17 protein-coding genes are annotated in these 19,309 nt (G+C 70.6%); 6 read left to right on the plus strand and 11 right to left on the minus strand.

Annotated elements, in window-relative coordinates; translation table 11 throughout:
- Positions 1 to 148: 148 nt before the first annotated feature.
- From ACXDC7_RS11005 to ACXDC7_RS11015, 3 genes are read left to right on the plus strand one after another with little or no spacing between them, the layout of a single operon-like run.
- Complete coding sequence (locus ACXDC7_RS11005) at positions 149 to 1,303, plus strand: glycosyltransferase family 2 protein (RefSeq protein WP_459222162.1); 1,155 nt, start codon at positions 149 to 151, stop codon at positions 1,301 to 1,303.
- Positions 1,300 to 2,319, plus strand: coding sequence for a lysylphosphatidylglycerol synthase transmembrane domain-containing protein (locus ACXDC7_RS11010; RefSeq protein ID WP_459222163.1), 1,020 nt, complete (start codon positions 1,300 to 1,302; stop codon positions 2,317 to 2,319). The genes ACXDC7_RS11005 and ACXDC7_RS11010 overlap by 4 nt, the downstream gene beginning before the upstream one ends.
- Entirely contained in the window at positions 2,316 to 3,458 is a 1,143-nt protein-coding gene (locus ACXDC7_RS11015; RefSeq protein WP_459222164.1) for a glycosyltransferase, read from the plus strand. Before ACXDC7_RS11010 ends, ACXDC7_RS11015 begins: the two co-directional genes overlap by 4 nt.
- On the opposite strand, the gene ACXDC7_RS11020 is transcribed toward ACXDC7_RS11015, so the two are convergent.
- Entirely contained in the window at positions 3,434 to 4,729 is a 1,296-nt protein-coding gene (locus ACXDC7_RS11020; RefSeq protein WP_459222165.1) for a UDP-glucose dehydrogenase family protein, read from the minus strand. The genes ACXDC7_RS11015 and ACXDC7_RS11020 overlap by 25 nt on opposite strands.
- A gap of 161 nt (positions 4,730 to 4,890) precedes the next feature.
- Between ACXDC7_RS11020 and glf the strand changes: the two genes are divergently transcribed.
- Positions 4,891 to 6,060 carry a UDP-galactopyranose mutase gene (glf, locus tag ACXDC7_RS11025; RefSeq protein WP_179446324.1) on the plus strand — a complete coding sequence of 390 codons (1,170 nt, stop codon included), beginning with the start codon at positions 4,891 to 4,893 and terminating at the stop codon, positions 6,058 to 6,060.
- Positions 6,061 to 6,069: 9 nt separating this feature from the next.
- Here glf and ACXDC7_RS11030 read toward each other — a convergent pair whose 3' ends face one another.
- The 5 genes from ACXDC7_RS11030 to erm all read right to left on the minus strand — a co-directional run bounded on the left by ACXDC7_RS11030 (position 6,070) and on the right by erm (position 12,299).
- Positions 6,070 to 7,971 carry a glycosyltransferase gene (locus ACXDC7_RS11030; RefSeq protein ID WP_459222166.1) on the minus strand — a complete coding sequence of 634 codons (1,902 nt, stop codon included), beginning with the start codon at positions 7,969 to 7,971 and terminating at the stop codon, positions 6,070 to 6,072.
- Positions 7,972 to 8,076: 105 nt separating this feature from the next.
- Positions 8,077 to 9,477, minus strand: coding sequence for an FAD-dependent oxidoreductase (locus ACXDC7_RS11035; protein WP_459222167.1), 1,401 nt, complete (start codon positions 9,475 to 9,477; stop codon positions 8,077 to 8,079).
- 31 nt (positions 9,478 to 9,508) lie between these two features.
- Entirely contained in the window at positions 9,509 to 10,801 is a 1,293-nt protein-coding gene (locus ACXDC7_RS11040) for an MFS transporter (protein ID WP_246292671.1), read from the minus strand.
- 116 nt (positions 10,802 to 10,917) lie between these two features.
- Positions 10,918 to 11,400: a hypothetical protein gene (locus ACXDC7_RS11045; protein ID WP_179446321.1), complete on the minus strand. Its 483-nt coding sequence runs from the start codon at positions 11,398 to 11,400 to the stop codon at positions 10,918 to 10,920.
- 95 nt (positions 11,401 to 11,495) lie between these two features.
- On the minus strand, positions 11,496 to 12,299 hold the full coding sequence (gene erm, locus ACXDC7_RS11050; RefSeq protein WP_459222168.1) for a 23S ribosomal RNA methyltransferase Erm: 804 nt from the start codon (positions 12,297 to 12,299) through the stop codon (positions 11,496 to 11,498).
- 289 nt (positions 12,300 to 12,588) lie between these two features.
- Between erm and ACXDC7_RS11055 the strand changes: the two genes are divergently transcribed.
- Together ACXDC7_RS11055 and ACXDC7_RS11060 are read left to right on the plus strand one after the other, a co-directional pair.
- Positions 12,589 to 14,091, plus strand: coding sequence for a peptide MFS transporter (locus tag ACXDC7_RS11055; RefSeq protein WP_179446319.1), 1,503 nt, complete (start codon positions 12,589 to 12,591; stop codon positions 14,089 to 14,091).
- 88 nt (positions 14,092 to 14,179) lie between these two features.
- Positions 14,180 to 14,575: a PPOX class F420-dependent oxidoreductase gene (locus ACXDC7_RS11060; protein WP_179446318.1), complete on the plus strand. Its 396-nt coding sequence runs from the start codon at positions 14,180 to 14,182 to the stop codon at positions 14,573 to 14,575.
- Here ACXDC7_RS11060 and ACXDC7_RS11065 read toward each other — a convergent pair.
- The 5 genes from ACXDC7_RS11065 to ACXDC7_RS11085 form a co-directional block, all read right to left on the minus strand.
- Positions 14,562 to 15,518 carry an ROK family protein gene (locus tag ACXDC7_RS11065; protein ID WP_459222169.1) on the minus strand — a complete coding sequence of 319 codons (957 nt, stop codon included), beginning with the start codon at positions 15,516 to 15,518 and terminating at the stop codon, positions 14,562 to 14,564. The two genes, ACXDC7_RS11060 and ACXDC7_RS11065, sit on opposite strands and share 14 nt — an antisense overlap.
- Entirely contained in the window at positions 15,515 to 16,321 is an 807-nt protein-coding gene (locus ACXDC7_RS11070; protein ID WP_459222170.1) for a 6-phosphogluconolactonase, read from the minus strand. Before ACXDC7_RS11070 ends, ACXDC7_RS11065 begins: the two co-directional genes overlap by 4 nt.
- Positions 16,322 to 16,326: 5 nt before the next feature.
- Positions 16,327 to 17,235, minus strand: coding sequence for a sugar phosphate isomerase/epimerase family protein (locus ACXDC7_RS11075; RefSeq protein WP_179446315.1), 909 nt, complete (start codon positions 17,233 to 17,235; stop codon positions 16,327 to 16,329).
- On the minus strand, positions 17,232 to 18,374 hold the full coding sequence (locus ACXDC7_RS11080) for a Gfo/Idh/MocA family protein (protein ID WP_459222171.1): 1,143 nt from the start codon (positions 18,372 to 18,374) through the stop codon (positions 17,232 to 17,234). Before ACXDC7_RS11080 ends, ACXDC7_RS11075 begins: the two co-directional genes overlap by 4 nt.
- Positions 18,375 to 18,469: 95 nt before the next feature.
- Complete coding sequence (locus ACXDC7_RS11085; RefSeq protein ID WP_459222172.1) at positions 18,470 to 19,246, minus strand: GntR family transcriptional regulator; 777 nt, start codon at positions 19,244 to 19,246, stop codon at positions 18,470 to 18,472.
- Positions 19,247 to 19,309: the final 63 nt, after the last annotated feature.

Consider the following 19,309-nt stretch of genomic DNA (forward strand, 5'->3'; position numbering starts at 1 on the left):
GAACGAGAGCTTAGTCGGCCGACACCGTTCGGATCGGCCCGCGTGATGCGGGTTCGGGCGGCCCGATCGTCTAAGGTGTAGGGCGCGTCCGCGACGGGCGGCTTCGCCGGCGTCGCGGGCTCGCCCGACGAAAGGAATCCTGGACCAGATGCGGCTGTTCGTGCAGATCCCATGCCTCAACGAGGAAGCGACGCTGCCGCTCGTGCTCGAGTCGATCCCGAAGCAGATCCCGGGCATCGACGAGATCCACGTGCTGATCGTCGACGACGGATCGACCGACCGCACGATCGAGGTGGCGAAGGCCTACGGGGTGACGCATTTCGTCCGCCACGCACGGAACATGGGCCTGGCCCGCTCCTTCCGCGACGGCGTCGACTACGCCATGGCGCACGGCGCCGACATCGTCGTGAACACCGACGGCGACAATCAGTACCCGCAGGCGAGGATCGCCGACCTGGTCGCCCCGCTGATCAGCGGCGAGGCAGACATCGCCATCGGCGACCGGCAGACCAAGACCATCGAGCACTTCTCGCCGTTCAAGAAGGTGATGCAGGGCTTCGGCAGCCAGGTGGTCAACTTCGCCGCGACGACCGATCTGCCGGATGCGGCGAGCGGCTTTCGGGCGTATTCCGCGGAATCGCTGGTCCGGCTGAACATCGTCACCCAGTTCTCCTACTGCATGGAGACGATCATCCAGGCCGGCAACAAGCGGCTGCGCATCGCCAGCGTGCCGGTCACCACGAATGCGAAGACCCGCGAGTCGCGGCTGTTCAACAACATCTTCCAGCACATGGCCCGCTCCGGGCAGGCGATCATGCGCAGCTATGTGATGTTTCGCCCCCATGTGGTCTTCCTCACCCTCGCCGCGATCTTCGCCCTCGGCGCCGCCGTGCCTTTCGTCCGCTTCCTCGTCCTGCGCGCGATGGGCAGCGACGGGCAGTTCATCCAGTCGTTGATCTTCGGCTCGGCGATGCTGATGGGCGCCCTGATCTCGGTCGCGCTGCTGGTGATCTCCGACATGTTGCAGACCAATCGCACGCTGTTGGAGGACACCCTGGAGCGGCTGAAGGAGATCCAGTACGCGCCCGAGCGCGTCATCCCGCCCGCCGGTCCGACCTGGTCGGAGCAGCCGCTGCCGTCGGTCGGCGCCGCGGTATCGGCGGAGCCGACCGAGCTGCCCGCCATCGGCGCCGAGTCGCGCCCGGGACCGGTCAAGGGATATGTCACCGAGGACCCGGCGGTCCGCGACGGCGCGGCGCAGCCTGCACAGGGGGAGTCGACCGGCAGCCGGACCACGGCGTGACCGCACCCGCCGACCCCGCGCCCGAACCCGGTCGCCGCACCGTGCTCGGCCGGGCGGTCGGCGTCCTGCGCTCGACGTGGGTACGCGTGGGCTTCCTGGTCGTCGCCTTCGGGCTCGGCGCCTGGGCCATCGTCCGCTACCGCGACCAGCTCGGCGCCGCCTTCGAGCAGATGGCGCCCGGCCCGCTGCTCGCCGCGCTCGCCCTGTCCGTGCTGCACGTATTCCTCACGATGTGCGCCTGGCGGGTGATCCTCGGCGGTCTCGGCTCGCCACTGCCGCTGGGCGACGCGGCATCGATGTATGGAGTGGGGCAGGTCGGCAAGTACATCCCGGGCGGGGTGTGGAACTATCTCGCCGCCGCCGAGCTGGGGGCGGACCGGCAGGTCCCGCGGCGTTCCTCCGTCGCGGCGATGGCGATCGCGACCATGCTCAACGTGCTGGTCGCCCTGGCGATCGGATCGTTGACCTTCGTGCTCGCCCCCGGCCCGCTGTTGCGCGACTGGGGCTGGCTGGTCTGGTGCTTCGTCCCGCTGTTGCTCTGTCTCTTCCCGCCGGTGCTGAACCGGGTGATCGGTCTCGCCTTCCGCGTGTTCCGGCTCAAGGAGCCGCCGCGCCCGCTGGGCTACCGGACGCTGCTCGTGGCGACCGGCCTCGCGGCGCTCGCCTGGATCTGCGCCGGTCTGCAACTGTGGTTCCTCGCCGGCGACCTCGGCCTGCCGCCGACCCCGCGCAACATGGTGATGACCGTCAGCGTCTCCGCGCTGGCCTGGGCAGCGGGGCTGCTCTTCCTGCCGGCGCCCGCGGGCGTCGGCATCCGGGAGGGCGTCACCACCCTCGCGCTGCTGGGAGCGCTGCCGGAGGGGGCGATCTTGTTGCTGGTGCTGGTCAGCCGGCTGCTGCTGGTCGCGTCCGATCTGCTGTTCGCCCTTGCCGGACTGGTCATCACCCGGCTCAACCCCAGGCCGCGCACCGCCCGGCGGGCGGGTGATTCCGACCGCGGCGAGGACTCGCCATGACCCACGACGCGAACCCGGAGCGCCGGCCGCGGGTGGCGATCGTCGGGCCGGTCGCGCCGTACCGCGGCGGCATCGCCCGCTACACCGCGAGCCTGTCCGACGCGCTGGCCGAGGTCGCCGATGTGACCGTGTGGTCGTTCGCCAAGATGTATCCCGAGCGGCTCTATCCCGGCGCCACCGATGTCGATCAGGGGGCGGAGCGCCGCGAGGACGTGCACTACACCCTGCATGCGCTGAACCCGCTGAGCTGGGTCCGCACCGGCCGCCTGATCGCCGCGTCCCGGCCCGACCTGGTGTTGATCAACTGGTGGACCGTCTACTGGCAGCCGGCGTGGGCGTTGATCACTCAGATCCTGCGGCGCCGCGGCATCCGCGTCGTCTACCTGGTGCACAATCTCGCCGACCACGACGCACCCGGTCTGCAGCGCCGGGCCAGCCATGCGCTGCTCCGCGGCGCGGACGGCTACGTCGTGCACTCCGCGCACCAGGTGGAACAACTGACCACGATCAAGCCCGGGGCCACGGTGCTTCGCCGCCCGCACCCGGTCTATGACTACTACCCGCCGGTGGTCGAACACCTGCCCCGCCGCGGGCGCCTCGAGCTGCTCTTCTTCGGATTCATCCGGCCCTACAAGGGGCTGGACGTGCTGATCGACGCGCTGCGGCGGCTCGACGATCCGAGCGTCTCGGTCTCGGTGGTGGGGGAGTCGTGGGACGACGTCTCCGAGCTCGTCGAGCGGGTGCGTCACCTACCGGTGGAGTTCAGGCTGGAGTACGTCACCGACTCCGAGGCCGCCGCCTACCTGGACCGTGCCGATGCCGTGGTGCTGCCCTACCGCACCGCCACCGGAAGCGGGATCGTCGCCTCGGCGTACCACCACGGCACGCCGGTGATCGCGACCGATGTGCCCGGCCTGATCGATGTGGTCGACGAGTCGACCGGCTGGGTCGTGCCGGTGGACGATCCCGAGGCGCTGGCCGACACGATTCGCACCATGACTCCCGAGGATTGCGCGAGGCGGAGCGCCGGTACGCGCGAATTCACCCGGGACAATGACTGGCCCGCGATGGCGCGCGCGGTTCTGCGGACCTTCCTCGGTGACCGCGGCCCGCGTCAGGGGCGGCCGAGGCCCGCGTAGGTCCAGCCGGCGCCCTGCCAGGCGGCCGGATCGAGGACATTGCGGCCGTCGATCACCAGGCGCTGGGCGACCAGGCCGGCCGTCGCCGTCGGGTCCAGCTCGCGGAACTCCGACCACTCGGTGACCAGCACCACCGCCTGCGCGTCCTTCAGCGCCGCCTCGGCGGACTCGGCATAGACGAGCTGCGGATGCGCGCGCCGCGCATTCTCCACAGCCTCGGGATCGAAGGCGAGGACCTCGGCACCGAGACCGTTCAGCATCACGGCGACGTCGAGGGCCGGCGAGTCGCGGATGTCGTCGCTGTTCGGCTTGAACGCAAGGCCGAGCACCGCGATCCGCTTCTCATAGACCGAGCCGCCCAACAGCTCGGTCGCCAGGTCCACCACCCGCTGCCGGCGGCGCAGGTTGATCTCGTCGATCTCCTTGAGGAAGGCCAGCGACTCGCCGCGCCCGAGCTCCTCGGCCCGGGCCCGGAAGGCCCGGATGTCCTTCGGCAGGCAGCCACCGCCGAAGCCGACGCCGGCATTGAGGAACTTGCGCCCGATCCGGGCGTCGTGGCCGATCGCGTCGGCCAGCTTGGTGACATCGGCGCCGGTCACTTCGGCAATCTCGGCCATCGCGTTGATGAAGCTGATCTTGGTGGCGAGGAAGGCGTTGGCGGCGGTCTTCACCAGCTCGGCGGTCGCATAGTCGGTGACCACGACCGGCGTACCCGCATCCACCGCGGTGCGGTACACGTCGTCGAGGATCTGCCGCGCGCGGTCGCTGCGGACGCCGTAGACGATCCGGTCGGGCTCGATCGTGTCCTTGACTGCGAAACCCTCCCGCAGGAACTCGGGATTCCAGGCCAGCTCGGCGCCCGTCGGCTCGATCCGCTCGGCCAGCCGCTCGGCGGTGCCGACCGGCACGGTCGACTTGCCGACCACGAGCGCGCCCGGCTTGAGGTGGGGCAGCAGCGACTCCACGGCCGCATTGACATAGGTCAGGTCGGCGCTGTGCCCGCCGCGGCGCTGCGGCGTACCGACCGCGACGAAGTGCACATCGCAGTCGGCGACCTCGGCGATGTCGGTGGTGAAGCGCAGCTTGCCGCTGTCGTGGTTCTCGGTCAGCAGCTCGGGCAGTCCGGGCTCGAAGAACGGCGCCTGGCCGGCTGCCAGCGCCTCGATCTTGGCCGGATCGACATCCACCCCGACGACCTCGTGTCCGAGGGATGCCATCGCCGCCGCATGCACGGCACCGAGGTACCCGCACCCAATAACCGACATCTTCATCTGTGCCAGATCCTCCTGCGTCCGCACCACCGCCGGTCGGCGGCCCCGGCCACGATACGCGAACCGACCGCCCGACACGGAAACCGCCGGTTCGGGCCCGCGGGCGCGTCACGGTTAGACTCGCCGCGGTTCTGGCCGACAAAGAGTGGGAGTGGACGAGGATGAATGCCGATCTGGTGGTGGTGGGGTCCGGGTTCTTCGGGCTGACGATCGCCGAACGCGCCGCCGCCGAGCTGGGGCTGAAGGTGCTGGTGATCGACCGACGCGACCACATCGGCGGCAATGCCTACAGTGAGGACGACCCCGAGACCGGGATCGAGATCCACCGCTACGGCGCCCACCTGTTCCACACCTCCAACGAGACGGTGTGGGACTACGTGAACCGGTTCACCGCGTTCACCGACTACACCCACCGCGTCTACACCCGGCACAAGGGCGTGGTGTATCCGCTGCCGATCAACCTCGGCACAGTGAACCAGTTCTTCTCCGCGGCCCACTCGCCGGACGAGGCGCGCGCGCTGATCGCCGAACAGGCGGCCGAGTTCGACTCGAAGACGGCGGCAAACCTGGAGGAGAAGGGCATTTCGCTGATCGGCCGCCCGCTGTACGAGGCGTTCATCCGCGACTACACCGCCAAGCAGTGGCAGACCGACCCGACCGAGCTGCCGGCGGAGATCATCACCCGGCTGCCGGTCCGCTACAACTACGACAATCGCTACTTCAACGACACCTGGGAGGGCCTGCCGGTCAACGGCTACACGGCGTGGCTGGAGGCGATGGCCGATCACCCGAACATCGAGGTACGCCTGTCCACCGACTTCTTCGATGCCGGTCAGGAGGTCGCCAAGCAGACCACCGTCGGCAACGTGCCCGTCGTCTACACCGGGCCCGTGGACCGCTACTTCGACTACGCCGAGGGCGAGCTGTCCTGGCGTACCCTCGACTTCGAGCGCGAGGTCGTGCCGACCGGCGACTTCCAGGGCACCTCGGTGATGAACTACGCCGACGCGGACGTGCCGTTCACCCGGATCCACGAGTTCAAGCACTTCCACCCCGAGCGCGCCGATCGCTACCCGAGCGACAAGTCGGTGATCATGCGCGAGTTCTCCCGCTTCGCCTCGCGCACCGACGAGCCCTACTACCCGGTCAACACGCCGAAGGACCGCGCCGGCCTCGAGGCATACCGCGAGCTCACCGAGGGGGAGCCGAACGTGCTGTTCGGCGGCCGCCTCGGCACCTACAAGTACCTCGACATGCACATGGCCATCGGCTCCGCGCTGTCGATGTATCGCAACAAGCTGCGCCCGATCTTCGGCCAGCCGGCCGAGTAATCCCGGCTCCTACTCGCCGGCGAAGCTGCGCTCCCAGGCCTCCAGCGAGGTGATCTCGGGCAGCGCGCGCTGGTACTCGGCGGCCAGCTCGTTCCAGCGCCGCTCCAGCTCCCGGTGCAGCCGCAGGCTCTCGGCCAGCATCTTGCGGAACTCGGCCTGGTCGCGCCGGTAGACCGACTTGCCGCGCCCGTCGGCGGTGGAGATCAGCGCGCTGTCGAAGAACGGGACCCGCCACCACGCGGCGTCCTTCTTCGCCAGCTCCACCTCGGGCTGCTCGACGTTCTCCGGCCGCGGGCGGGTGAGCAGGTGCCGGATCGTGCCGCGCGCACCGAACGCCCACAGCCTCGGCCCCTGCGGGGGCTGCTCGATCACCGGCGGATAGATCTTCTTGCCCCGGTTGGCGTGCGGCATCTCCTCCTCGGTGCCCGAGATCACCCGGGTCTCGGGGAAGTCGGCCTTCGCGGCCTGCAGCTCCGGCAGCCGCTCGCGCTGGGTCGGGTGCATGTGCGCCGGACCGGACAAGATGTCGCGCAGCGCCCGATGCCGGGCGGCGACCGCGTAGTACTGCATGGACAGCAGGTGCTTGAGATCGATCCGGCGGCTGTTCGACATCAACCGCCCGCCGTGCTTGAACGGCGAGTGCAGCAGCGCCGCGACGATCCGGTTGCGCGCGTGGAAGTACGCCTGCCAGTCCTGGGAGTCGTCCTTGTCCACCCACGACACGTGCCACAGCGCGGCGCCGGGCAGCGAGACGGTGCGGTAGCCGGCCTCGCGCGCCCGCAGCCCATACTCCGAGTCGTCCCACTTGATGAAGGCGGGCAGCGACAAGCCGATGTCCTTGACCACCTCGACCGGGATCAGGCACATCCACCAGCCGTTGTAGTCGGCGTCCATCCGCGCGTGCATCCACGGCGTCTGGCGCAGGTTGGTCTTGCGGAAGTCGTGCCGAATCTGCTCGTCGAACAGCGGCCGCCACAAGAAGTACTTCATGTCGACGACCTCGGCGAACGCGTGCAGCACCGGCTTGTCGAACAGGTCGAACATGTGGCCGCCGACGATCGTCGGCGTGCGGGCGTACCGCGCGAACTGCAGGGCCCGGAAGATGCCCTCCGGCTCGACCTGGACATCGTCGTCGAGCAGCATCACGAAGTCGCTGGTGCCGGCCTTGATCGTCTCGGCCATCCCGCGGGAGAAGCCGCCGGAACCGCCGATGTTGTCCTGGCGGATCAGGCCGAGCTGGTCGCCGAGATCGGCAGCGACCTCGGCGAAGCCGGGCTCGTCGGAGACGAGCTTGGTGCCCTGGTCGACGACGTAGACCTTGTCGATCTCGCGCCGCAGATCCTTCTCGGCCGCGAGCGTGCCGAGCGTGCGTACCGCGTAGTCGGGCTTGTTGACCGTGGTCATCCCGAGCGAGACGTTGCCGCCGACCCGGGGCTCCCGCTCGGTGGTCCACTCGCCGCCGCGCAGGATCACGTCGTCGTCGTTCGCGACGATCTCGAACCAGTACCAGCCGCCGTCGCCGAAGTTGGTGACCGCCAGCTCGAACTCCGAGGTCTGCTCGCCGGAGACCATCGCGGAGTCGACGCGTTGGGCGTTGCCGGCGGCGTTGGAGCGGTAGACCAGCACGGTGCCGTCGCCGGAGGTCGTCACCCGCAGCGTGATCTTGTCGATCGTGGTCCAGCGCTGCCAGTACGCCGCGGGAAAGGCATTGAAGTAGCTGGCATACGACACCCGTCGCCCGGCCGGCACCCGCGCGCTGCTCCGCGACAACACGTTGTCCATGTGGGCCAGGGCGGACACGCGGACGTCCTGGGGGCCGATGCGGGTCCAGGTCTCCGGATCGGCATAGAGGGGAAGGATGTCCGGGTCGTTGTCCTGGGGAAAGACGACGTGCTGGATGGTGGTAGTCATGGCGGCCGGTGGGGCTCCTGGTTCGCGATCGGACGGGGGCGGCAGTGGCGTCGAGCGTGCTCGGCTCCGGCTCACAGCCCATCACATTGCGGCCCCGAGGGCCACTCAGCCGGGCGGCGCGTCCTCGTCCGCGGCGGCAATCAGGTCGGCGCGGGCGGCGATGGTCGCCCGGTCGCGGCCCTGGGCCTGGCCGAGCGCGGCCTCCGTGGCATCGATCCGGTGCCAGGCCGCCATGTCCAGCGGGTGCAGGCCTTTGTCGGCCAGCAGCGCGGTCAGCGGGCGGGGATCGGGCGGCGCGGGCGGGTCGTCCTCGGCGAGGTCGTGCAGCAGCGCACCGACGGTCTCCACGGCGTCGTGCTTGTTGGTGCCGATCACGCCGGTGGGCCCGCGCTTGATCCAGCCGGCGACGTACTCGCCGGGGGAGAAGGCGCCGTCGCGCAGCACCCGCCCGTCGACGTGGGGCACCCGGCCGGTCTGGTCGTCGAACGGTACGCCCGGCAGCGGTTGGCCGAGATAGCCGATCGAGGTCACGAACAGGTCCGCGGCCACCTCGTGCTCGGCGGGTACGCCGCCCGGCGGGGCGGTGGCCAGGCGTACCCCCGTCACGCGATCGGAACCGAGCAGCGCGACCGGGACGGTCCAGAAGTGCAGGTGCACCCGCTTGCGGGCGGCGCCCGGGCGCTTGGCCTGCCAGGCGAGGAACTCGGTGACATTGCGGGCAGCGACCTTGTCCGACGCGCGTACCCGATCGAGGACCGCCGGCAGGTCGAGCGGGTCGGGATGGAAGGCGATCTCGACGTCGGGCAGGCCGCCGAGCTCGCGTACCTCCTTGGTCGTGAACGAGGTCTCGCCGGGGCCGCGCCGGTGCACCAGGTGCACCTCCTCGACATCCTTGCGGGCCAGTGAGGCGAGCACGGGGTCGGCCATGTCGGTGGTGGTGAGATCCGCCCCGTCCTTGATCAGGATCCGGGCGACGTCGAGCGCCACATTGCCGGCACCGATGATCACCGCGCGGCGGGTGGTCTCCACGAGGCTGGGCAGGCTCGCCCGATCGGTCGCGGACGCCTCCCCGGGATGCACGTCGGGGTGCCCGCAGTACCAGGCCACCAGATCGGCCGCGCCGATCGCACCGGGCAGTTCATGACCGGGGATGTCCAGCAGCCGACTGGTGGCGGCGCCGTAGGCATAGATCACGGCATCGACGTGGCGGCGCAGCTCGTCGATGGTCAGGTCGCGGCCGATCTCCACGTTGCCGACGAAGCTGACCGCCGGGGAGTCAAGCGTGCGTTCCAGGGTGTTGCGGATCGAGCGGATGCTCGGATGGTCGGGGGCGACGCCGTAGCGGACCAGCCCGAACGGGGTCGGCAGTCGGTCCAGGACCGTCACCTCGACGGGCGTCTCGGCCTGCTGGGCCAGCGCCTCGGCGGCGTAGATGCCGGACGGTCCGGCGCCGACGATCGCGATCCGGCGCGGCCGGTCCGCGGCGCCGCCTCCCGGGCTTCCCATGGGCGCAGTATCGCCGACCGCGCCGGGGAGGTCACCCCCCGGGCGTGAGCGGCGCCACCGACGCGGTTGCGGCCGCCGGGCGAGTGGCCAGGCGGGCGTCGAGCAGGCGCCGGCCGAACACCGCCAGCACGAGCGCACAGGCGGCCCCGGCGCAGGTGACGGCGTAGGCCAGCCGGTGACCGCCGAGATCGGCCAACTGTCCGGCCGCGGTGGAGCCGATGGCGTACCCGAGACCGATGGTGCCGGCGAGCACCGTCATCACGGTGCCGAGCCGCCGGCGGTCCGCGACCCGTTCGGCGAGCGTGAACACAGTGATCATGTACGGCGCCACCGTCAGGCCGAGGAGGACGAGCAGCACGGGCAGTTGGTCGATCGATCCGACGACGAGCAACGGCAACGTCAGGACGACCATGGCGGCGGCGAACGCGAGATAGCGCCCGACCAGCCCGAATCGCGGGGGGAGAGCCGGCAGCGAGAAGCCGGCGATCACGCTGCCGACACCGAGCAGTGCGTGCAGCCCGCCGGCCAGTCCGGGTTGGCCGGCCTGCGTGGCGAGAACCGAGTTGCCGGTCTGTACCGAACCGAAGATCGTTCCCATCAGCAGCATCGCGACCAGCAGCAGCGCCAGGGCCCGGGTCAGCACCGGGCCGCCCGGGGTGGTCGCCGGGGCGTGGGCCTCGGGCCGGGTGAGCGCGGCGCTCGGATGGAGCGCGAAGGCCGAACCGAACACGATGATCATGACTGCCGCGGCGACCAGGGCTCCCGCCGGCGAGATCAGCGCAGCACCCAGTCCGACCAGGGCCGGCCCCAGCATGAACGATGCTTCGTCGGCCGTGCCCTCGTAGGAGAACGCGGTCTCCAGTCGGCGTCGGCGCTCGCCGGCGGCCGGAGTCGCAGCGTTGATCATCAGCGGCCAGCGCACCCTGGCGAGCGAGCCGACCTGGGGGAGCGCGATGCCCGACAGACCCGCCAGCGCGGCCAGCGCGGGCCACGGCAGCCCGGCAGCGGCGCCGGCGACCAGCCCGAGCAGCGCCGCGGCCGCCGCGACCGAACTGATCAGGAGCACCCAGCGCTGGCCGATCCGATCGGTGAGCGCACCGATCAGCGGCGCCACGACGGCGTTGCAGACCGCGAGCACGCCGGCGCTCACGCCCCCCGCGCCGTAGGAGCCCGTCGCGCCGGCGACCAGCAGCAGGGTGCCGAGTTGGGCCATGGCCAGGGGCAGGCGCGCGATCGCGGCGATCACCACGAACGGCCAGCCCGACTGGCCGAAGAGTTCCCGATAGCCCGCGATGAGGCCGGTCGGGGCGGTGGACTGGGACACTGATGCCTCCGGGTTCGATCAGCGGCGTGCCGTCCCACCCATCCGACACGCCCAGAACCCTGTGCTGGCGACCATGGTACGCCGCCGGATCCGCCGCGGCGAACCTCGCCTCGCGCTCAGTCGGCCTGGTCCAGCCCGAGGGCGATCACATCGGCGGAGCCGCCAGCGCGCCAGACGAAGTGCACGGTCGTGCGGTCGGGGGCGCTGCGCCACGAGGCGAGACTGACATCGCGGTCCACCCCGCAGGCCAGGCTGAACAGGTCTCGGCGGCAGGTCGCGCCGACGAGCACCACCGTGCCGTCGGCGAAGCGGACCCGCGCGGTGCCGGCACGCTGGGCCGGCAGCACGGCGCGAACCGGTACGCGGCGGCTCCGCAGGACCCGCAGCCGCGCGTCGATCGCCGCGGCCCGGACGGGCGCGTGATCGGCGGCAATGGCCGCGAACCGCTCGCTCAGTTCACTCACATCCCGCGGGTCCAACATCGGCTGCGGGGCCGCGCGCCGCCTGCGCGCCCCCAGCGCACCGGCCACGACCGCCACCGCGATACCGCCGACCGCGATACCGCATGCCACGAGCACGCCGAACTGCCACCACTGCATGTCACGAGTCTGCGCTTCGTGAGCCGCGCATGCCAGCGATAATTCGTACCGTTTCGAGTTCGCCGTTCGGGGGTTGACGTTTCGGGGGTTGATCGTCACGTCCGGCGGTACAGCGCGACCCAGTCCTCGACGGTCAGGTCGCGAGGCAGTGCGCCGTCGGCGATCCCGGACCGGCCGAGCCAACCGGCCGCGGCACGGGTGGAGGAGAAGCAGCCGGCCCGTCGCAGGATGGCGGGCAGGCGGGCGCCGGGTCCGGTGAACACCCGCCGCACCAGCTCGCGATAGGCGCCTCGCTCACCCGCCGGCAACAGCGGCGGACTGCGCCGCTCGATGATCAGGATGGCTGCGTCGACGCCCGGGCGCGGTTCGAACGCGCGCGACGGCACCCGGCGATCCAGCCGGAAGTCGAACCAGGGCAGCCATTGCGCCGTCATCAGGGTGGATCCGCCGATGCCCGCTCGCCGGCGCGCGACCTCCCACTGCAGGAGCAGGACCGCCCGGGTCCAACCGGGTGCCTGCAGCACCCGACGCAGCATCGCCGTGGTCTGGTGGAACGGCAGGTTGCCGACCAGCACCTGCGGCCCCGGCGCGAGCCGGTGGTCGAGGAAGTCCCCGGTGATCACGCGAACCCCGGGCAGCCGGGACCGCAGCCTCCTCGCGTACCGGTCGTCGATCTCGACGGCGGTGAGTGGGCGGCCGAGACGCGCGAGTGGTGCGGTCAGGGCGCCGTCGCCCGGGCCGATCTCGGTGATCGGGCCGTCGGTCGGTGCCACCAGCTCGACCATCCGACCGATGACCGCGCGGTCGATGAGAAGGTTCTGGCCGAGTTCGTGTGGGCCGCCCGCGGATCCGGCGCGCCTGGGCCGGGTCGAGCGAGATGACGGATTCTTGCGTGCCATGGGTGGTGCTCCGCTGTCGATTCGGACAGCCGGGCAGCACAAGATCGCCGCCCGGCCAGGGACCGGAGGACGGCGGAACGCGATCAACAGGTACGCCGCGCGGCGCGCGGCACCGAACACTCCGCCGTCAGCGGCGGCGCAGACGCACGGCAACTCCGACAGCGAGGGCACAGGTCGACATGGGGCCACCGTAGGCCCAGCACGCGTGGCGGTCGAACGGTTTTCCGCGCCCGGCGCGCAGCGGCCCGCGACTTGTGCCCGCCACGACCGCGGGAGTAGGAGTGGAGCCATGTCATCTCGCCCCCCGACGAACCCGACCGACGCAGCCGCGGATTCCCGCACCGTGGTCCCCGCCGCGGAGCGCACCTTCTTCGGACATCCGTGGGGGCTGGCCAACCTGGCCGGCGTGGAGATGTGGGAGCGGTTCAGCTTCTACGGTATGCAGGCGATCCTCGCGTTCTACATCTACTACTCGGTGAGCGAGGGCGGCCTGGGGCTGCCGGAAGCGGCGGCCACCTCGATCGTCGGTGCCTACGGCGGCCTGGTCTACCTGTCCTCGATCGTCGGCGCCTGGGTGGCGGACCGCCTGATCGGCGCCGAGCGCGCGGTGCTCACCGCCTGCGTGGTGATCATGATCGGTCACATCTCCCTGGCCGTGCTGCCCGGTGTCGCCGGTCTCGGGGTCGGCCTGGTCGCGATCGCGCTCGGCTCCGGCACCCTGAAGACGACGACCAGCTCGGTGCTCGGGGACATGTACGCCCCTGGTGACACCACGCGCGATGCGGCGTTCTCGATCTACTACATGGGCGTGAACCTCGGCGCGCTGATCGGTCCGTTGCTGACCAGCGCGCTGTGGGGCTGGCGGGGCTTCCACTGGGGCTTCGGGCTGGCCGCGATCGGTATGGCGGTCGGGCTGGTGCAGTACCTGCTGATGCGGCGCCGCACGATCAGCGTCGTCGGCCGGCCCGCGCCGAATCCGCTGCCCGCCGCGCAGCGGGCGCGCCTGTTGATCATCCTGGTCGGGGCAATCGCACTGATCGCGGTCCTCGCCGCGACCGGGGTGCTCCGCGCCGAGCGACTCTCGGCCATCGTTGTCGGCCTGACCCTGGTGGCCGCGGTGGTGATGTTCGCCGTGATCCTGACCAGCTCCGAGATCACCTCGACCGAGCGTAGCCGGGTGATTGCGTTCGTTCCGATGTTCATCGCCAGCGCGGTGTTCTGGTCGCTGTTCCAGCAACAGTTCGGCGTGGTCGCGATCTATGCCGACCAGCGCCTTGACCGCAACCTGTTCGGGGTCGAGCTGCCCCCGTCGCTGGTCAATTCGATCAACCCATTGTTCGTGATCATCTTCGCCGGTGTGTTCGCGACGCTGTGGACCAGGCTCGGCAGTCGCCAGCCGTCCGCCCCGATGAAGTTCGCCCTGGGAACCGTGATCATGGGCGTGGCCTTCCTGGCCTTTCTTCCGTGGTCCGGCGGCGGCCCCAACAGCACCCCGCTGTATGCGATCGTGCTGATCCTGTTGCTGTTCACCTTCGCCGAGCTGTGTCTGTCACCGGTCGGCCAGTCGCTCGCCACCAAGCTCGCCCCGCGGGCATTCCACACCCAGATGATCGCGCTGTTCTTCTTGTCCATCGCGGTCGGCTCGGCCGGTGCGGGTGCGCTCGGCGGCTTCTACACCGAGTCGAGCGAGCGACCGTACTTCCTGATCATCGGCGGCGCGTCGATCGCGGTCGGGGTGCTGGTCGCCCTGCTGTCGCGCTGGATCAACAAGATGATGATCGACGTGCGCTGAACCGCGACCGACTTCATGATCGCGTCGGGATTCGGCCCGACGGGGATCACCGCATCGCCGGGCGGGCCCATGTGGCAGATTCTCGACCATGGCAACCGAACTGACAGACCACCAGCGGCGACTGCTGGAACAGCCGATCTATGCCTCGCTCGGGACGACGCGCCCCGACGGCACCCCGCAGGTGAACCCGATGTGGTTCGGCTGGGACGGCGGGGACACGATCAGGTTCACCCACATCCCCGGCCGGGCGAAGTACCGCAATCTGCAGGCCAACCCGGCGATGTCGCTGATGCTGCTCGATCCCGACAACCCGTTCTCCTACATCGAGGTACGCGGGCGGCTGGTCGGGGTCGATCCCGACCCCACCGGCGCCTACTACGTCGAGCTGCAGAACCGGTACGGCAATCCCAGCACCACGCCGCCCCCGGATGCGGCCGATCGGATCGTATTGCAGATGAGCATCGACAAGGTCATCGGTCAGTAGCGGGCGGCGATTCCGCAGGGGCGCCACGAAGGTCCTGCCCGATCGCCCGGAACGCCGCGACCGCCCCGCCGAGCATGCCCGAGCGATGTCCGCAGCGGGCGGGGACCAGGGCGGCTGCCCCGGTGCGGCGTCCGGACCGCCGCAGGTAGGCCTCGGTCGCGGCGGTACGCAGCGGGGTGTCGGCGGTCCCGAGCCCGCCGCCGAGGACCACCGCGTGCGGGTCCAACACGGCAACCAGCGCCGCGATCCCTTCGCCGAGCGCCGTCCCGGCGCTGGTCAGCACGTCGAGCGCCGCCGCGTCGCCGGCGCGGGCGGCGGCGGCGATCGCGCGCCCGTCGGCGCGGCGACCGGTCCGTTCGGCGTAGCGGGCCTGCACGGCGCTCCCCGAGGAATAGGTCTCCAGGGTGGCCCGGTCCGCGGAATCCGCGGGTAGGGCCAGGGGAAACTCGCCGAAGCCGATTGCCTCGCCGCGGGCACCGGCCCAGATCCGGTCGTCGATGACCAGGGCCGAGGACAATCCGGTGCCCAGCGACACGTAGAGGAACGATGCGAATCCGGCACCGGCCCCGAAGCGGGCCTCACCCAGCGCCCCGAGTCGGACATCGGAATCGATCACCAGCGGCCGCTCAGCCGCCCCGGGATCGCGGGCGAGGTAGGCGTCGTGGGGCTGGACCGCCCAGTCCAGCACCTCGTGGGAGGTGAGACGCCCGTCGACGACATATTCCGGGAATCCGGCCGCAACGCAGAGCGGGGGGTGGCCGAGCCGACCGAGATCCGCGGCGGCCCGGGCCGCGAAGTCGATCACCCAGGCGACCTGATCGCCGTCGGCCGCGCCCGGCCCGGTCGCCTCGGTCCACTCGCGCACGACCCGACCGTCCGCGGCGACGCCGGCCGCCAGCGTCTTGGTGCCGCCGACATCGAGCGACAACACGGTCGCCGTCATCGCTGCTCGCGGTCCGGGGATTCGCCGGCGGCGGCGCGGTCGGCGTACAGCATGGCCGGCGGGACCAGCCGATAGACGGTGGCCGGCCATTCGGGGTCGTAGCCCTCCCCGGTGGTCAGCCGGGTGTAGGCGTGTCGCTTGTCGGCACCGAGGAGGATCATCGGGGCGCTCGCGGAATGCCGCACGATCGTGCCGATGCCGATCGTGACGCCGTGCGTCGGCACGTCGTCCAGGCCGCCGAAACCGGGAAATGTGGCCAGGTTGTCGCGCCGCGTCTGCTCGCCGAGCCGCACGATCCGGGTGAGCGAGTCGACCGGTGAGCCCGGGGGATTGAATGCGACGTGCCCGTCGCCGGCGCCGCTGGCGAGCAGGAAGCAGTCGATGCCACCCGCATCCGCGATGCGCTCCTCGTAGGCTGCGGGGTCCTTGGGATCGGGGAACCAGACATGCTCGTCGCGCACCCAGCGACCCGCGGGCAGCACTCGATTGAGTACGCCCTGGATCTCCACCCGGGCGAACCGCCGGCACGAGTAGTGCGCGTCGCCGGCCACATTGCGCCAGCTTGTCCCATCGGACACGACGTAGTCGTCCATCATCGCGATCACGAGGCCGGACAGGTCCAGCTCGCGCGCGGCGGCCAGCGCGGCCAGGGCGTGATAGGTGCTGACCGGTGTCCGACCGCCGGGGCAGCCGAGCACGAATCTCCGACCACCGCGCAGGGCCGTTGTCAGGTCGTCGACGATCCGGCCGGCAACGGCCGCGCCGACCGCGGCGGCGTCGGGACCGATCTGGATCTGCGGCATCGATCTCACCGGTCCTTCCGCGCCAGCGCGGGGCCGAGATGATCTTCCAGCCAACGCAGATTCGCCGCCTGGTCGGCCACCACCGCCGGGTAGTCCGCCGCGGTCAACGGCGCTCGGTCCTGCTCGACCACCACCCAGCCGTCGTACCCGGTGTCCAGCAGCGCCTCGGCGAACTCGTCCAGCCGCGAGTCTCCGCGCCCGAGGGTCGTCGAGACACCGGACCACCACTCGTCGAAATCGGTACGCCGCTCGGCGCGGGCGGTCTCGAGCACGTCGATGTGGACATCCTTGATGTGGACGTGGTTGATCCGCTCGCGCCAGCGCCGGTACAAGGCGATGCCGTCTCCGCCGGCGAGCACCAGGTGCCCGATGTCGAAGGTGAGCGACAGGTCCGTGGCGTCGAGCAGGCGGTCGACCTCGTCGGGCAGCTCGACGAAGGTGGCGATGTGCGGGTGGACGCTCGGCGTCAGGCCGCGATCCCGGGCGCGGGTCGCGGCGTCGGACAAGACGCGGACCAGTCGGGCCCAGTCGTCGCCGGCCAGGCTCTGCGCGGGGTCCTTGCGGGGCCGGCGCAGGAGATCGTCCGAGCCCTCGTCGGCGAGGATGGCCAGGCCGTCCGGGTTCGTCCGCTCCAGCTCGGCGAAGGTCTGCTCCATCCGGGCCAGGTCGCGCTCCAGTGCGTCGGGATCCTGCGTGTGCAGCGGAACGTAGGCCCCGACCGGGGTCAGGCCCGCGTCTGCGAAGACCCGGGCGACGCCGTCGGGATCTCCGAAGAATCCGGGTGGCCCGAGCTCGGATCCCGCGTAACCCGAGCGGGCCATGGTGTCCAGCAGCTCGGCGGTGGTCACGACGCCGTCGACATCAAGATCACCGAACACGCCGTAGGAGACGGGGGCATTGGCCAGCCGGATCATCGCTCATCCTCGATTAGGCTCTCGTCCTCGATTCCGATCGACTCGCCGAGGTTCTCCGCGACGGCTCGGGCGAGGAGCTGCAACTGCCGGATGTCGGTCTTGACCCCGGCCAGGTCGGCGGCATTGGTTCGACCCGTGCGGATCGCCGCGGCAAAGGCGTCGAGCTGGCGCAGGAATCCGGTCTCGTGGCCGCTGGTGTAGGTCGTGTCCCGGCGCAGCTCGCCCTCGTGACGCTGGCTGCGCAGCCGGCTGCGAGCCTCCAGCAGGTACGGCTTGGCGAGGCTGAACTCCAGCCGGCCGTTGGCCGCCAGCACTGCCAACTCCTCGTGGTACTCCGGGTGATCGGGCAGCCAGTTCCAGTTCAGCAGGTACGCCGTATCGCCGACGCGGGCGTGGGCGAGCAGCGACGGTGGCTCCGCGGCGCCGAGCGGACCGAGCAGCTCGGCCGACCAGCGCGTCGGCAGGGGCAGGCCGAGCGCCCGCAACAGGCTGAACTCGTGGATGATCGATCCGTTCAGGACGTCGGCGTAGTAGCGGGTCAGCGGCTCGGTGGCCCCGGGCAGCGCCTCCCGCGCCCGCGCCGAGTCGTAGTCCACGAACGGGCGGATGGCTTCCGGGTCGGCATCGTGCGGAGCCGGGCCCATCCGCAGGTGTGAGACCTGCGGATCATCGGCGGGGTGGGAGACGGTGATCCGCACCAGGCGCGTGTCGCGGTACTCGGCGAGTTCCGCGGCCGCCGTCTCCACCAGGGGATCGAACATCTTCATGTAGCCGACCTGGGTGACCACCCGCTGCTCGGCTGCGAGCCGTTCCAGTTCGTCGACCTCACCGACAGTGAAGGCGAGCGGCTTCTCGGCCAACACGTGCTTCCCGGCCCGGATGGCCGCCGCGGCCAGTTGGGCATGCGATCCGGGAGTGGCGATCAGCACGGCGTCCACGTCGGACCCCAACACCTCGGCGGGGTCGGTGAACCCGCGCGTGCCGAGCAGGGCAGCCACCTCGGCGGCGCGGCTGGGGGAGGCATCACACACCGCCGCCACCTCGAATCCGGCGCGTCGCAGGCTCGCGAAGTGCACCGATTGCGAGATGGTCCCGGCACCGATCACCCCGATCCGGATGCGGCGTGCAGCGTCTGTCATCGGCAGTCCCGTCGTCGTCGATCGAACCCGTCGCCGAGAAGATACCAGTTAGTCCATACGGTCTGCCACACGATCCTTGGCGCCCGGACGGGCCGTCAGCTCACCGGGCGGAAGAGATCGGCCTTGAAACGGTACGCATCGCCGCGGTACTTCACCTCGCCCAGGATGATCGGGCGACCCCGGTCGTCATAGGCGGTCTCGGTCCCGACGAGGACCGGACTGCCCAGATCGATCCCTAGCTGTCGGGCCAGCTCCTCGTCGGCGGCGCGAGCCTCCACGGCATAGGAGCTGCGGGTGATCTCGACGCCGGCGAGGTCCGCGAGCGCGGCATACAGCGACCGGTCGACAAGATCGAGCTCGGCCAGGGCACCGGGCTCTGCCAGGTGCACGACGCTGCGATCGACGCACACGGGGGAGGGGCCGAGGAACCGGAGCCGCCGGATCTCGACCACCGGCGTCGCGGGGGCGACCCCGAGGCGAAGCGATTCGTCGTAGCTGCACGGTCGCATTTCCTGGAGGAGGATCCGCGAGTGCGCGGTGAGGCCGCGAGCCGTCGCCATTTCGGTGAAGCTCTGCAGGATGCTGGGCGGCTCACCGATCCGCTCGCCGGATACGTGCCAGCCACGCTGCCCGGTGGAGGCAACGCGCTCCTCGCGGGCCAGCCGATTGAGGGCAAGGCGAAGCGTCGACCGCGAGGTTTCCAGGCGGTTGGCGAGCTCGCGCTCGGCCGGCAACCGGGAACCGGGTCCGTAGACGCCGCGGTTCAGATCACCGAGGAGCTGGCGGTAGACCGCCTCGGCCGCCGGCCGGCCACGCGTCAGGTCGCGCGCCTCGGAGCCGCCGTCCGCTCGGGCCGGTGCACAGGGAGCCATGGCGGCAGCGTACCAATGAACGCTTGGAGCCATCTATGGCGCAGGACCGAATCATCTGGTCTA

The sequence above is a fragment of the Naumannella huperziae genome (assembly GCF_054073625.1).